The following is a 13,343-nucleotide window of genomic DNA, read 5'->3' as shown; positions in this document are numbered from 1 at the left end:
GTACCGAAATTGTAGGCCGGATAAGCGAAGCGCCATCCGGCAATCGATCAGAACAGTTCGTGTGTCTCACCATTATCAATAATGGTTGTTCCCACCTCATGCACCGCTTGTTGCGTCGGCTGTGTGCCTTCAATGAAGTACTCTGCGCGGCTATTGCCACCGCTCGCCAGTTGTCCTGTGCTGCGATCGATATTGACCGTCACGATACCCGGCGGTGGCGTCAGCGGCTGTTCAGGCACACCTTCCAGCACGGATTTCATGTAAGCATCCCATGCAGGCTGCGCACTCTTCGCACCGCCTTCGTAGCCGGAGATTTGGTCTTTGATCGCGCCGGAAGCCGTTGTATGACCAAGGTTGCGGCGATGGTCATCAAAGCCGATCCATACCGACGTTACTACCCCTGGTCCGTAACCGGAGAACCACGCATCTTTAGAGCTGTTGGTAGTCCCGGTTTTCCCGCCGATATCATGACGCTGTAAATCGCGACCTGCGCGCCAACCGGTTCCCATCCAGCCTGGTTCACCAAAGATATTGGTGTTCAGCGCGCTTTTAATCAGGAAAGCTAGCGGCGTGTTGATCACGTGCGGAGCGTACTCTTGTGTTCCGCTTTGCGCGACCAGAGCCTGGTTCGCCTGCTCAAGTTGCGGCATAGGCACGGCGGCATTCTGCTGTTCCTGCGAGACGGCGACATCTTCTACGTTACTGTTTTCCAACACATTAGATTTCTGGGTATCGCCATATATCACCGGAATATCGCATTCCGGGCAGGCAATTTTCGGCTTCGCTTCGAAGATAACGCCGCCCATATCGCTTTCAATCTTACTGATGAAATACGGATCGACCAGGAAGCCGCCATTAGACATCACTGCGTAACCGCGTGCCACCTGCAACGGTGTGAACGAAGCAGAACCCAGCGCCAGCGACTCGGTATGCACAATGTTCTGTGCCGGGAAGCCGAAACGTTGCAGATACTCTGCCGCGTAATCCACGCCCATGGCGCGCATGGCGCGTACCATGACTACGTTTTTCGACTGACCCAGCCCCTGACGTAAGCGGATAGGACCGGCGTACTGCGGCGGGGAGTTCTTCGGCTGCCAGTCGGAACCAGCACCGGCATCCCAGCGGGAGATCGGCACGTCGTTGAGCATGCTCGCCAGCGTCAGACCTTTATCCATCGCGGCGGTATACAGGAATGGCTTGATGTTGGAGCCCACCTGGCGTAACGCCTGGGTTGCACGGTTAAACTTGCTCTGGTTGAAGTCAAAACCACCAACCAGCGCCAGCACCGCGCCGTTTTGCGGATTGATGGAGACCAGGGCTGAGTTGACGTCCGGCACTTGCGCCAGCCACCAGGCATCTCCCACCTGGCGTACCCAGATTTGCTGGCCAGTCTGTACTACGTCAGTCACTTTACGCGGCGTTGGGCCTTGTTGAGTATCCGAACGGTAAGGACGCGCCCAGCGCATACCATCCATCCGTAATGACACTGATGTACCATCCGCCAGCGCGGCAATGGCTTCCTGTGGATTGGCGCTGGTAACAACCGCCGGTAGCAGGGGGCCATAAGTCGGCAGCGCTTTCAGCGTATCGGTAATTTTCTTGCTGTCCCAACTGCTTTCGCCCACTTTCCACAGCACGTTCGACGGGCCGCGGTATCCGTGGCGCATGTCGTAATCCATCACGTTGTTACGTACTGCCTGCTGAGCTGCCTGCTGTACTTTGCGCGTAATGGTGGTGGTGATGCGATACCCGTCTTCATAGGCTTTCTCGCCATAACGGTTATACATCTCCTGGCGCACCATTTCAGACAAATACGGTGCAGAGAAAGCGATTTCCGGCGCGTGGTAGTTAGCGTCAATGGCCTCGCCGCGCGCCTGATCGTACTGGGCCTGCGTGATGTAGTTTTCGCTCAACATACGCGACAGTACAACGTTACGTCGCGCGGTTGCACGGTCCATCGAATAGAGCGGGTTGAAGGTTGACGGCGCTTTTGGCAGACCGGCAATCACCGCAATTTCACTTAAGCTGAGTTGATCCACTGTCTTACCGAAATAGACCTGCGCGGCAGCACCCACGCCATAGGCGCGATACCCCAGATAGATCTTGTTCAGATACAGTTCGAGGATCTCATCTTTACTCAGCAGTTGTTCAATGCGGATCGCCAGGAACACTTCTTTGATCTTACGCATCAGCGTACGTTCCGGGCTCAGGAAGAAGTTTCTCGCCAACTGTTGGGTAATGGTACTCGCCCCTTGCGAAGCGTGACCAGAGAACAATGCGACGCTGGCCGCACGGAAGATCCCCACCGGGTCTACCCCATGGTGCTCATAAAAGCGGCTGTCTTCTGTGGCGATAAAGGCTTTAACCATTACCGGCGGCATCTGATCCAGTGTGACCGGGATTCGACGTTTCTCGCCATATTGCGCGATTAGCTCGCCGTCAGCGCTGTAAACCTGCATCGGGATCTGTAAACGCACATCTTTGAGCGTCGCGACGTCAGGTAATTGCGGCTCGATATAGCGATAAAGGCCATAAATCGAGCCTGCTCCCAGCAGGATGCAACATACTGCAAGGATTAATAAATACTTTACGAACTTCACTGGAGATTTCCCATTTAGTGGCATTTGGGCAGTTTATAAACAAACGCGCGGTAGTATAAAGGCAAGCCAGACGCATTGATATACCCGTTAAAGCGACGGGTGATAAGGAGATCATCAGCAATGGCTTTCAATATCTGGAAAATTGGTCTGCATATTCAGCAACATGAAGCGCTGGCTGTCGCTATCGTTCGCGAAGCATCAGGTTGGTATCTGCAACGCTGGTGGCGTATACCGCTGACGCCTCAGGTTATCGTCGATGGCCACATTCGCGAGCCTGAACAGCTGGTCGCCGCGCTACTGCCGTGGAGCCGGGAGCTCCCTCGCCGACACCATATTCATCTCTCTTTTCCCGCCAACAGGACGTTACAAAAAAAGTTTCCTCGTCCGACAATGACGTTACGCGAGCCAGAGCAAACCGCATGGTTGTCCGGTTCGATGGCGCGTGAACTCGATATGGCGCCGGATGCGCTGCATTTTGATTATAGCGAAGACACGTTGAGCCCGGCGTTTAACGTCACTGCTGCGCAAAGCAAAGAGATTTCAGCGCTTCTGACGCTTATCCAAACCCTGAAGGTGCAGGTTACGGCGATTACACCGGATGCCAGCGCGTTACAGCGATTTATTCCCTTCTTGCCAGAGCATCAGCAGTGTCTGGTATGGCGTGATGACGCCCAGTGGTTATGGGCGACCCGTTCGGCATGGGGACGTAAATCAACGGGCGATATTGGCAGTATCGATGAGCTTGCCACGACATTATCTCTGCCCACGACAGCCATTGCGCAATGCTCCCCTGGCGGCTTCGACCCTTTGAGCGCCGTGTCTGTACGCCAGCCGCCCATTCCAACGCAAAGCCATCACTTCGCCATTGCGCTGGGACTCGCTATGGGAGGTGCGTACTGATGATAGCGACCATTAATCTTCTGCCCTGGCGTCAGACTCGGCGTTACGCTTGCCTGCGCTTCTGGGGGATCTTATTTAGCGCTTCGCTACTGCTTAGTAGCGGCGTGTTGTTGCGCTATTACAGCGTGTTGAGTGTAGAAAATCGGGCTGAATTGTTGCTGGCAGATGCCGAAAAGACGCGTGCCGAGGCCTTAATGGCGCTAAAGCCGCGTATGCAGCAGCGCCAGCAACGATGGCAACAGGTGCAGGCACGGAACAAACAGCGTGAGCAGACCCGAAGCTGGCAGTCGGTATTGCAAGAGCTGGCGGAATTCCTGCCTGAGCAGGCGTGGTTAACAAAAATGGCCTGGCAGCAGGACACGCTGGAACTGACGGGAAACACGCTGAACTTTGCCGCGCTGCAGGCGCTGGAGGCGCAATTACGCCAGCAGCCATTGTTTCAGTTGAGCAGCCCCGGTGAAACGCAGCAGGATGCGCAGGGACGCTGGCAATTCCACTATCGACTGACACGGAGCGGTACGCATGATAACGATCTGTGATGTCTGGTTAGCGCAGTCGCCGCGCTTTCGACTCATCTGCTGGTGCGGCTGGATGTTAGGGCTACTCATACTGGTGACGTTATGTCTTTATCCCGTCGCGCGGGAGCGGACGATGCAACGCGAGACGCTGGTCCAACAACGGGCAGCTATTCAGATGCAATGGCGAGATGTCTATCTGCTGGCGGCATCACCAGCAGAGCCGGAAGAGAAACTGACCCTGTTCTCCCCGCTGCTGTTTCAGACTTCACTTACTCGTCTTATCCACTGGCAACCCTCCGCGCAAGGCGGAGAGATGGCGCTGATATCGGCCTGGGATGCTATCCCGCAGACGTTTGTCCAGTTGGCGGATCAGGGGATGAACGTCAGCCGATTTTCGCTTAGCGCAGAAGACACGGAGTTGCTGCTAACGCTACAGCTGGAGCGTCTGAATGACGGTTGAACGCTGGCTGTTGGCATGTATGAGCGTACTGATGCTCACCGGTATGCGTAATCCCTTCCTGCCGCCGGAGGACCGCTGCCAAATTGCTGAGATGTCGACATGGCGCTTTCAGGGCATGGTGAGCCAGGGCACGCGACCCATCGGCATCGTTCAGGATAGCCAGAAAAAATGGCGGCGGGTTAAGCCAAATGACGTCCTGAAAAACGGTTGGACGATTACGCAGATAACGGCCCAGAACATAACCCTCGATACAGAAAAAAACTGCGAACCGCCGCGATGGCAGTGGCAACGACAAGGAGCGGTAAATGAAGCGATGGATAGCGTGGATAGTAATAGCGCTGGCGGTCGGGATAACGAGCGCGCTGGCGACGAAACCGCAAAACGTGACGCTGGTGCTCGATGATGTGCCGGTTACGCAGGTATTGCAGGCGCTGGCTGAACAGGAACAGAAAAACCTGGTGGTTTCGCCAGATGTCAGCGGTGTGCTGTCGTTGCATTTGACGGATGTCCCCTGGAAGCAGGCATTGCAGACGGTGGTAAAAAGTGCCGGGCTGGTATTACGCCAGGAGGGCAATATCCTGCATGTGCATTCTGTTCAATGGCAGAGTGAAAATGCGGCCCGCCAGGACAATGAACAGGCGCGGATTCAGGCCAGTATGCCGCTGGAGCAGCGCAGCATTATTTTGCACTATGCCGATGCTGCCGAGCTGGCAAAAGCAGGAGAAAAGCTGCTCAGTGCCAAGGGAAGCATGACGGTGGATAAACGGACCAACCGCTTACTGCTGCGTGATAATAGCGTTGCGCTTAACACCCTGGAAAAGTGGGTATCGCAAATGGATTTGCCGGTTGCCCAGGTCGAACTGGCGGCGCATATCGTCACCATAAATGAAAAAAGTTTGCGCGAGCTGGGGGTGAAGTGGTCGCTGGCTGACGCACAACAATCGGGGGCGGTTGGGAATGTTACAACGCTTGCCAGCGATCTCTCTGTAGCCACCGCCACATCCCGCGTGGGATTTAACATTGGCCGCATTAACGGTCGTTTACTGGAACTGGAGTTGTCTGCGCTGGAGCAAAAACAGCAGTTGGATATCATCGCCAGTCCACGATTACTGGCATCTCACCTGCAACCTGCCAGTATTAAGCAGGGCAGTGAGATCCCTTATCAGGTCTCCAGCGGTGAAAGCGGTGCGACATCCGTCGAGTTCAAGGAAGCGGTACTGGGGATGGAGGTAACACCAACGGTATTGCAGAAAGGGAGAATCAGGCTGAAACTGCATATCAGCCAGAATGTTCCCGGACAGGTTCTACAGCAGGCAGATGGCGAAGTGCTGGCTATCGACAAGCAGGAGATTGAAACGCAGGTCGAGGTAAAAAACGGCGAGACAATTGCGCTTGGCGGGATTTTTTCACATAAGAATAAATCCGCAGCCGACAGCGTGCCGCTATTAGGCGACATTCCCTGGCTTGGCTCTCTTTTTCGCCATGATGGTAAAGAAGATGAACGGCGCGAATTAGTGGTCTTTATTACGCCCAGACTGGTTTCAACGGAATAACTTATGCATGAAAAGCCATTGTTTTTGCACTGAACACGTTTCAGGGATTTGACGTGAGGGTGTATTTAGCATACAAGGAGTACCGATTTGAGCGTCGGTACTTTTCTTTACTTATGCGGCAGTGAATACGCTTTGCCTTTCCGGTGGTGTGCCATAGGCTTATTGGGTGTCATTTGACTGCGCGATACGTCGCCAGGTCTGATGTTTGCAGGGTAGCATGCCTGCCACGACCAGAAATGCGTTAGGTTTGGTGATTTATTCAGTTGCCAAACCCGCTTGAGTATTGAGATAATTTTCAGTCTGACTCTCGCAATATCTTATGAGGTTTCAGTTCATGTCCTGCTGCGCTGGGTGTCTGCGAAGCGGGTTTACCATTAACGAATAGTCTTAGTAGTACCGAAAAAATGGCAGAGAAACGCAATATCTTTCTGGTTGGGCCTATGGGTGCCGGAAAAAGCACTATTGGGCGCCAGTTAGCTCAACAACTCAATATGGAATTTTACGATTCTGATCAAGAGATTGAGAAACGAACCGGAGCTGATGTGGGCTGGGTCTTCGATGTAGAAGGTGAAGACGGCTTCCGTGATCGCGAAGAAAAAGTCATCAACGAGTTGACGGAAAAACAGGGTATTGTGCTGGCAACTGGCGGTGGCTCTGTAAAATCACGTGAAACACGTAACCGTCTTTCCGCGCGTGGCGTCGTGGTCTATCTTGAAACGACAATTGAAAAACAACTTGCACGTACTCAACGTGACAAGAAACGCCCGCTGCTGCAGGTAGAATCACCGCCTCGTGAAGTTCTGGAAGCGTTGGCTGACGAACGCAATCCTTTGTACGAAGAGATTGCTGACGTGACCATTCGCACCGACGATCAGAGCGCAAAAGTCGTAGCAAACCAGATTATTCATATGTTGGAAAGCAACTAATTCTGGCTGAATACACACTCGTCTGCGGGTACAAGTAACTAAGGTGGATGTCGCGTAATGGAGAGGATCACAGTCACTCTCGGGGAACGTAGTTACCCTATCACCATCGCGGCTGGTTTGTTCAATGAGCCAGCTTCATTCTTACCGCTGAAATCGGGCGATCAGGTTATGTTGGTGACCAACGAAACCCTGGCTCCCCTTTATCTCGATAAGGTTCGCGGCGTACTTGAACAGGCGGGTGTTAACGTTGATAGCGTTATCCTTCCCGATGGCGAGCAGTATAAAAGCCTGACGGTTCTGGATACGGTTTTCACCGCGTTACTGCAAAAACCGCACGGTCGTGATACCACGTTAGTTGCCCTTGGCGGCGGCGTGATTGGCGATCTGACCGGTTTTGCGGCAGCCAGCTATCAACGTGGTGTTCGTTTTATTCAAGTCCCGACAACCCTGTTGTCGCAGGTCGACTCCTCCGTTGGCGGCAAAACCGCCGTAAACCATCCCCTCGGTAAAAACATGATTGGCGCGTTTTACCAACCGGCCTCCGTGGTGGTGGATCTCGATTGCCTGAAAACGCTTCCTGCGCGTGAGCTGGCATCGGGGCTGGCGGAAGTGATCAAATACGGCATCATTCTTGACGGTGAATTTTTCAGCTGGCTGGAAGACAATCTGGATGCGTTACTGCGTCTGGATGGTCCGGCAATGGCGTACTGTATCCGTCGTTGTTGTGAGCTGAAAGCAGAAGTTGTCGCAGCAGACGAGCGTGAAATGGGCTTACGTGCTTTACTGAATCTGGGACACACGTTTGGCCATGCGATCGAAGCTGAAATGGGTTATGGCAATTGGTTACATGGTGAAGCAGTCGCAGCAGGTATGGTAATGGCTGCCCGTACGTCAGAACGTTTGGGTCAGTTCACCTCCGCTGATACGCAGCGCATCATTACGCTGTTACAGCGAGCAGGCTTACCGGTGAATGGGCCGCGTGAAATGTCCACCGAGGCTTATCTGCCGCACATGCTGCGAGATAAAAAAGTGTTAGCGGGAGAGATTCGTTTGGTGCTTCCGCGAGCGATAGGGAAGAGTGAAGTGCGCGGCGGAGTGTCGCACGAGGTGGTTCTTAACGCTATTGCTGATTGCCAGCAGGCGTAACAACAAGAAAGGTCAGGCTTACGTTGCGAAACGTAGGTCTTTTAGCTTCAGGTTATGTGCAAAGTCGTAAGCATTAACCTTTGAGTGGGGTGTTAAATGGATGAATTCAAACCAGAAGACGAGCTGAAACCCGATCCCAGCGATCGTCGTACTGGTCGTTCTCGTCAATCGTCTGAACGCGATAATGAGCCGCAAATCAATTTTGATGATGTTGATCTGGATGCTGACGATCGCCGTCCTGCACGTGCACGCAAAGAGCGTGAAGAAGAGCAGGACATTGAAGAAGAGTATGAATCTGATGACGATGCCGTGGATGAAGAGCGTGTAGAACGTCGTCCGCGCAAGCGTAAGAAAGCCGCCAGCAAACCTGCCTCCCGCCAATACATGATGATGGGTGTGGGTGTTCTGGTACTGCTGCTGCTGATTATCGGCATTGGTTCTGCGCTGAAAGCCCCCTCATCTTCTTCCAATGAGCAGGCAGCATCTGGTGAGAAGAGCATCGATCTTTCTGGCAGCAATGCAACGGATCAGGCGAGCGCAACGACACCTGCAACGGGCGCTGAGCAGACCGCTGGCAATACCCAGCAGGATGTTTCCCTGCCACCGATTTCCTCTACCCCGACTCAAGGTCAGGCACCTGCGGCAACTGAAGGGCAGCAGCGTGTTGAAGTGCAGGGCGATTTGAACAACGCTCTGACGCAACCACAGGGTCAGGAACAGGTTAACAACGTTGTGGTTAACTCTACGCTGCCGACCGAACCTGCGACCGTTGCGCCGATGCGTAATGGTAATGCTGCGCGCCAGACTGCGAAAACGGAAACGACTGAGCGTCCTGCTGCTACGCGCCAGGAACGTAAACAGGCCGTAATTGAGCCGAAGAGCAAACCGCAAACTACGGTGAAAGCGACGCCGACAGAGCCGAAACCTGCTGCCCAGGCAAAACCAACCGTAACTGCTACCGCGCCGACCACCACAACTAAAGCACCTGTGGTAACCGCTACGCCGAAAGCGACCGCTGAGCCGAAAGCAACCACAACTGCGCCAGCACAGACTGCAACGCCTGCGCCAACGGCGACAGCAACAACGCCTGTTGCTGGCGGAGCGAAAAGTGCAGGTAATGTTGGAGCGTTAAAATCTGCGCCGTCCAGCCATTACACGCTGCAGCTCAGCAGTTCTTCTAACTACGACAACCTGAACGGTTGGGCGAAGAAAGAAAACCTGAAGAACTACGTGGTGTACCAGACGACGCGTAACGGTCAACCGTGGTATGTTCTGGTGACAGGTGTGTATGCGTCTAAAGAAGATGCGAAACGTGCAGTGTCTACGTTACCCGCTGATATTCAGGCGAAAAACCCGTGGGCAAAACCGCTGCATCAGGTTCAGGCCGATTTGAAGTAAGATAGGATATGTTCTGCAATGGTTTGATGTTTCGCCCAATTGCGGGACAAAGACTAAAGCGCAGGATGCTGTCGGAGCTTTCTCCACAGCCGGAGAAGGTGTAATTAGTTAGTCAGCATGAAAAAAAATCGCGCTTTTTTGAAATGGGCAGGGGGGAAATACCCCCTGCTTGATGATATCAAACGGCATTTACCTCAGGGTGAGTGCCTGATTGAACCTTTCGTGGGTGCCGGGTCGGTGTTTCTCAACACCGACTTTTCTCGTTATATTCTTGCCGATATCAACAGCGACCTTATCAGTCTCTATAACATCGTGAAGACGCGTACCGATGAGTATGTGCAGGCTTCGCGTGAGCTGTTTATGCCTGAAACCAACCAGGCTGAGGTGTACTATCGGTTCAGAGAAGAATTTAATGCCAGCGAGGATCCGTTCCGCAGAGCAGTACTGTTCTTGTATCTGAACCGCTTTGGTTACAACGGATTGTGCCGTTATAACCTGCGCGGCGAGTTTAACGTCCCGTTTGGGCGTTATAAAAAACCTTACTTCCCAGAAGCCGAGTTGTACCATTTTGCTGAGAAAGCGCAGAATGCGGAGTTCCATTGCCTCTCCTATGAAGAGTGCATGAACCGTGCGGATAGCAACTCTGTGGTCTATTGTGACCCGCCTTATGCACCGCTTTCGGCGACGGCAAATTTCACTGCGTATCACACCAACAGCTTTAGCCCGAAAGAGCAGGCGCATTTGGCCGAGATGGCAGAAAAGCTGGTCAGTAAGCAGATCCCGGTGTTAATTTCGAACCACGATACGCCCGATACCCGTGAATGGTACCGAGCGGCGAAACATTTTCAGGTCAAAGTGCGGCGCAGCATAAGCAGCAATGGCGGCACGCGTAAAAAGGTGAACGAACTGCTGGCACTGTATAAACCAGGAGTCGTAACGCCTGCGAAGAAATAAATCTCAAGGAGAAGCGGATGAAACAGTATTTGATCGCCCCCTCAATTCTGTCGGCTGATTTTGCCCGCCTGGGTGAGGACACCGCGAGAGCGCTGACTGCCGGTGCCGATGTCGTGCACTTCGACGTCATGGACAATCACTATGTACCGAACCTGACCATCGGACCGATGGTACTGAAATCGCTGCGTAAATATGGCATCACCGCCCCGATTGATGTTCACCTGATGGTGAAACCGGTCGATCGTATTGTCCCGGACTTCGCCGCCGCTGGCGCCAGCATCATTACTTTTCATCCGGAAGCCTCCGAGCATGTCGATCGCACTTTACAGCTGATCAAAGAGCATGGCTGTAAAGCGGGTCTGGTGTTCAACCCGGCAACACCGCTGAGCTATCTGGACTACGTCATGGATAAGCTCGATGTGATCCTGCTGATGTCCGTTAACCCAGGCTTTGGCGGACAGTCCTTCATCCCACAAACGCTGGATAAGCTGCGCGAAGTGCGTCGTCGTATTGATGAATCTGGCTACGATATCCGCCTCGAAGTGGACGGTGGCGTCAAAGTGAATAACATTGGTGAAATTGCCGCGGCAGGCGCAGATATGTTTGTCGCAGGCTCCGCCATTTTCGACCAACCAGACTACAAAAAAGTCATTGATGAAATGCGCAATGAACTGGCGAAGGTAAGTCATGGATAAGTTTCAGGATATTCGGGGCGCTGCATTTGACCTCGACGGCACGCTGGTCGACAGCGCGCCGGGATTAGCCGCAGCGGTGGACATGGCGCTATATGCGCTGGAACTGCCGGTTGCCGGAGAAGAACGCGTTATCACCTGGATTGGTAATGGTGCAGATGTACTGATGGAACGCGCGCTAACGTGGTCCCGTCAGGAGCGCGCAACATTACGTAAAACGATGGGTAAACCGCCCGTTGATGATGATATTCCCGCCGAGGAGCAGGTACGTATTTTGCGTAAGCTGTTCGACAGATACTACGGCGATGTCGCAGAAGAGGGGACATTCCTGTTCCCTGATGTTGCCGACACGCTGGGCGCGCTGCATGCGAAAGGATTGCCGCTGGGTCTGGTGACCAACAAACCGACCCCGTTTGTCGCGCCATTGCTCGAAGCATTAGATATTGCCAAGTACTTTAGCGTGGTCATCGGTGGTGACGACGTGCAGAATAAAAAACCGCATCCGGATCCGCTGCTGCTGGTGGCAAGTAAGCTTGGCATCAAGCCTGAGCAAATGCTCTTCGTAGGGGATTCACGCAATGATATTCAGGCGGCAAAAGCTGCTGGCTGTCCGTCCGTTGGCCTGACCTATGGCTACAACTACGGCGAGTCAATCGCGCTGAGCCAGCCCGATGTTATTTACGACCGTATTAATGAACTACTGCCCGCTCTCGGGCTTCCGCATAGCGAAAATCAGGAATCAAAAAATGACTAAGCCCATCGTTTTTAGTGGCGCACAGCCCTCAGGTGAATTGACCATTGGCAACTATATGGGTGCGCTGCGTCAGTGGGTGAGCATGCAGGATGATTATCATTGCATCTACTGCATCGTTGACCAACATGCCATCACCGTTCGTCAGGATGCTCAGCAGCTGCGTAAAGCAACGCTCGATACGCTGGCGCTGTATCTGGCATGCGGTATCGATCCTGAAAAAAGCACCATTTTCGTGCAGTCTCACGTACCGGAGCATGCACAGTTAGGTTGGGCGCTGAACTGCTACACCTACTTCGGCGAACTGAGCCGTATGACCCAGTTCAAAGACAAATCCGCGCGCTATGCGGAGAACATCAACGCCGGTCTGTTTGATTATCCGGTACTGATGGCGGCAGACATCCTGTTGTATCAGACCAACCAGGTACCGGTTGGCGAAGATCAGAAACAGCATCTGGAACTGAGCCGCGATATCGCCCAGCGCTTCAACGCTCTGTATGGCGACATCTTCAAAGTGCCTGAGCCGTTCATTCCTAAATCCGGCGCGCGCGTGATGTCGCTGCTGGAGCCGACGAAGAAAATGTCCAAGTCGGATGACAACCGCAACAACGTGATCGGCCTGCTGGAAGATCCGAAATCTGTGGTTAAGAAAATCAAACGTGCGATGACCGACTCTGAAGAACCGCCTGTTGTACGCTACGACGTGCAGAACAAAGCGGGTGTTTCCAACCTGCTGGATATCCTCTCTGCGGTCACCGGTAAGAGCATTCCGGAGCTGGAACAGCACTTCGAAGGCAAAATGTATGGTCATCTGAAAGGTGAAGTCGCAGAGGCCGTTTCCGGTATGCTGACCGAGCTTCAGGAGCGCTATCACCGTTTCCGTAACGATGAAGCTTTCCTGCAGAAAGTGATGAAAGAAGGTGCGGAAAAAGCCAGCGCCCGCGCATCTGTTACGCTGAAAGCCGTTTACGAAGCGATTGGTTTTGTCGCCAAGCCGTAATGCTCCCTGCAATACTGAAGAAACCGGGTTACGCCCGGTTTTTTTTCGCCTTTCGGGGACGTTTCGCGAAGCGAGTCCGTCGTTGGGCGATTATGCGATTCAAATCAATCCAAACCGAAGTGGAGAAGAAACGGTGCTGCGTATTTTGCGCGAGAGCGTGAGTGCGATAACATGTGAATGAGCACCTAATCTATAAATGCAAAAACCGGGAAGTTCCCGGCTTTTTTGTATCTGCGCAATCGCTTCTATTACTGATTCGCAGCCGGGCCACAGCCACCAATAATTTTTGAAATTGAAATTGCTGGATGCAGGAAATAATCGTAGCTGCAGTTATTTTTTGTGTTTTCGATATGACCAGTGCACGCGGTCAGCGTAGCCAGAACACCAGCAACTAAGGTGATTTTTGCAAATTTCAGCATGTTAAAATCCTTGTAAGATATCTATT

The 13,343-nt window shown here is 53.2% G+C and carries 14 protein-coding genes and 1 pseudogene; 13 read left to right on the top strand and 2 right to left on the bottom strand.

The window, feature by feature from the left end; all coding sequences use genetic code 11:
- Positions 1-47: 47 nt before the first annotated feature.
- Positions 48-2,600, bottom strand: a complete 2,553-nt coding sequence (mrcA, locus tag OGY71_RS14355; protein WP_003827669.1) for a peptidoglycan glycosyltransferase/peptidoglycan DD-transpeptidase MrcA — start codon at positions 2,598-2,600, stop codon at positions 48-50.
- A gap of 120 nt (positions 2,601-2,720) precedes the next feature.
- Between mrcA and OGY71_RS14350 the strand changes: the two genes are divergently transcribed.
- From OGY71_RS14350 to OGY71_RS14290, 13 genes and pseudogenes are all read left to right on the top strand, one after another.
- On the top strand, positions 2,721-3,500 hold the full coding sequence (locus OGY71_RS14350; protein ID WP_003827671.1) for a type IV pilus biogenesis protein PilM: 780 nt from the start codon (positions 2,721-2,723) through the stop codon (positions 3,498-3,500).
- Positions 3,500-4,039 carry a PilN domain-containing protein gene (locus OGY71_RS14345; protein ID WP_003827673.1) on the top strand — a complete coding sequence of 180 codons (540 nt, stop codon included), beginning with the start codon at positions 3,500-3,502 and terminating at the stop codon, positions 4,037-4,039. The genes OGY71_RS14350 and OGY71_RS14345 overlap by 1 nt, the downstream gene beginning before the upstream one ends.
- Positions 4,023-4,478 (top strand): HofO family protein, encoded by a 456-nt coding sequence (locus OGY71_RS14340; RefSeq protein WP_032934157.1) that lies wholly within the window; start codon positions 4,023-4,025, stop codon positions 4,476-4,478. The genes OGY71_RS14345 and OGY71_RS14340 overlap by 17 nt, the downstream gene beginning before the upstream one ends.
- Positions 4,468-4,881 carry a HofP DNA utilization family protein gene (locus OGY71_RS14335; protein WP_032934159.1) on the top strand — a complete coding sequence of 138 codons (414 nt, stop codon included), beginning with the start codon at positions 4,468-4,470 and terminating at the stop codon, positions 4,879-4,881. Before OGY71_RS14340 ends, OGY71_RS14335 begins: the two co-directional genes overlap by 11 nt.
- The gene (hofQ, locus tag OGY71_RS14330) at positions 4,784-6,031 is read left to right on the top strand and encodes a DNA uptake porin HofQ (RefSeq protein WP_003827676.1); all 1,248 of its coding nucleotides are present in this window, start codon (positions 4,784-4,786) and stop codon (positions 6,029-6,031) included. Before OGY71_RS14335 ends, hofQ begins: the two co-directional genes overlap by 98 nt.
- A 404-nt stretch (positions 6,032-6,435) precedes the next feature.
- Positions 6,436-6,957 carry a shikimate kinase AroK gene (gene aroK / locus OGY71_RS14325; protein WP_003023552.1) on the top strand — a complete coding sequence of 174 codons (522 nt, stop codon included), beginning with the start codon at positions 6,436-6,438 and terminating at the stop codon, positions 6,955-6,957.
- A gap of 57 nt (positions 6,958-7,014) precedes the next feature.
- Complete coding sequence (gene aroB, locus OGY71_RS14320) at positions 7,015-8,103, top strand: 3-dehydroquinate synthase (protein ID WP_003827681.1); 1,089 nt, start codon at positions 7,015-7,017, stop codon at positions 8,101-8,103.
- Positions 8,104-8,199: 96 nt separating this feature from the next.
- Positions 8,200-9,501, top strand: coding sequence for a cell division protein DamX (gene damX, locus OGY71_RS14315; RefSeq protein WP_003827683.1), 1,302 nt, complete (start codon positions 8,200-8,202; stop codon positions 9,499-9,501).
- 117 nt (positions 9,502-9,618) lie between these two features.
- Positions 9,619-10,455, top strand: a complete 837-nt coding sequence (gene dam, locus OGY71_RS14310) for an adenine-specific DNA-methyltransferase (protein ID WP_003827684.1) — start codon at positions 9,619-9,621, stop codon at positions 10,453-10,455.
- A 17-nt stretch (positions 10,456-10,472) separates the two neighbouring features.
- Positions 10,473-11,150, top strand: a complete 678-nt coding sequence (rpe, locus tag OGY71_RS14305; RefSeq protein WP_003023561.1) for a ribulose-phosphate 3-epimerase — start codon at positions 10,473-10,475, stop codon at positions 11,148-11,150.
- A complete protein-coding gene (gph, locus tag OGY71_RS14300; protein WP_003827686.1) occupies positions 11,143-11,901 on the top strand; it encodes a phosphoglycolate phosphatase in 759 nt (252 codons plus the stop codon). Before rpe ends, gph begins: the two co-directional genes overlap by 8 nt.
- Positions 11,894-12,898, top strand: a complete 1,005-nt coding sequence (trpS, locus tag OGY71_RS14295; RefSeq protein WP_003827687.1) for a tryptophan--tRNA ligase — start codon at positions 11,894-11,896, stop codon at positions 12,896-12,898. The genes gph and trpS overlap by 8 nt, the downstream gene beginning before the upstream one ends.
- Before the next feature lie 34 nt (positions 12,899-12,932).
- Positions 12,933-13,079, top strand: a pseudogene (locus tag OGY71_RS14290) (aminotransferase); the annotation flags it as partial.
- Positions 13,080-13,146: 67 nt separating this feature from the next.
- On the opposite strand, the gene OGY71_RS14285 reads toward OGY71_RS14290, so the two are convergent.
- Positions 13,147-13,317 carry a YhfL family protein gene (locus OGY71_RS14285; protein ID WP_003827690.1) on the bottom strand — a complete coding sequence of 57 codons (171 nt, stop codon included), beginning with the start codon at positions 13,315-13,317 and terminating at the stop codon, positions 13,147-13,149.
- Positions 13,318-13,343 lie beyond the last annotated feature (26 nt).

Source organism: Citrobacter sp. Cpo109 (assembly GCF_030332565.1).
Classification (GTDB): domain Bacteria; phylum Pseudomonadota; class Gammaproteobacteria; order Enterobacterales; family Enterobacteriaceae; genus Citrobacter; species Citrobacter portucalensis.
The sequence above is the reverse complement of the archived record's forward strand: the minus strand, read 5'-3'. Positions and strand labels throughout refer to the sequence as shown.

Coding starts and splice junctions, on each gene's coding strand:
- damX (WP_003827683.1), top strand. CDS start 8,200: ATGGATGAATTCAAACCAGAAGACGAGCTGAAACCCGATCCCAGCGAT.
- aroK (WP_003023552.1), top strand. CDS start 6,436: ATGGCAGAGAAACGCAATATCTTTCTGGTTGGGCCTATGGGTGCCGGA.
- rpe (WP_003023561.1), top strand. CDS start 10,473: ATGAAACAGTATTTGATCGCCCCCTCAATTCTGTCGGCTGATTTTGCC.
- OGY71_RS14345 (WP_003827673.1), top strand. CDS start 3,500: ATGATAGCGACCATTAATCTTCTGCCCTGGCGTCAGACTCGGCGTTAC.
- hofQ (WP_003827676.1), top strand. CDS start 4,784: ATGAAGCGATGGATAGCGTGGATAGTAATAGCGCTGGCGGTCGGGATA.
- OGY71_RS14350 (WP_003827671.1), top strand. CDS start 2,721: ATGGCTTTCAATATCTGGAAAATTGGTCTGCATATTCAGCAACATGAA.
- OGY71_RS14285 (WP_003827690.1), bottom strand. CDS start 13,317: ATGCTGAAATTTGCAAAAATCACCTTAGTTGCTGGTGTTCTGGCTACG.
- aroB (WP_003827681.1), top strand. CDS start 7,015: ATGGAGAGGATCACAGTCACTCTCGGGGAACGTAGTTACCCTATCACC.
- OGY71_RS14340 (WP_032934157.1), top strand. CDS start 4,023: ATGATAACGATCTGTGATGTCTGGTTAGCGCAGTCGCCGCGCTTTCGA.
- gph (WP_003827686.1), top strand. CDS start 11,143: ATGGATAAGTTTCAGGATATTCGGGGCGCTGCATTTGACCTCGACGGC.
- trpS (WP_003827687.1), top strand. CDS start 11,894: ATGACTAAGCCCATCGTTTTTAGTGGCGCACAGCCCTCAGGTGAATTG.
- dam (WP_003827684.1), top strand. CDS start 9,619: ATGAAAAAAAATCGCGCTTTTTTGAAATGGGCAGGGGGGAAATACCCC.
- OGY71_RS14335 (WP_032934159.1), top strand. CDS start 4,468: ATGACGGTTGAACGCTGGCTGTTGGCATGTATGAGCGTACTGATGCTC.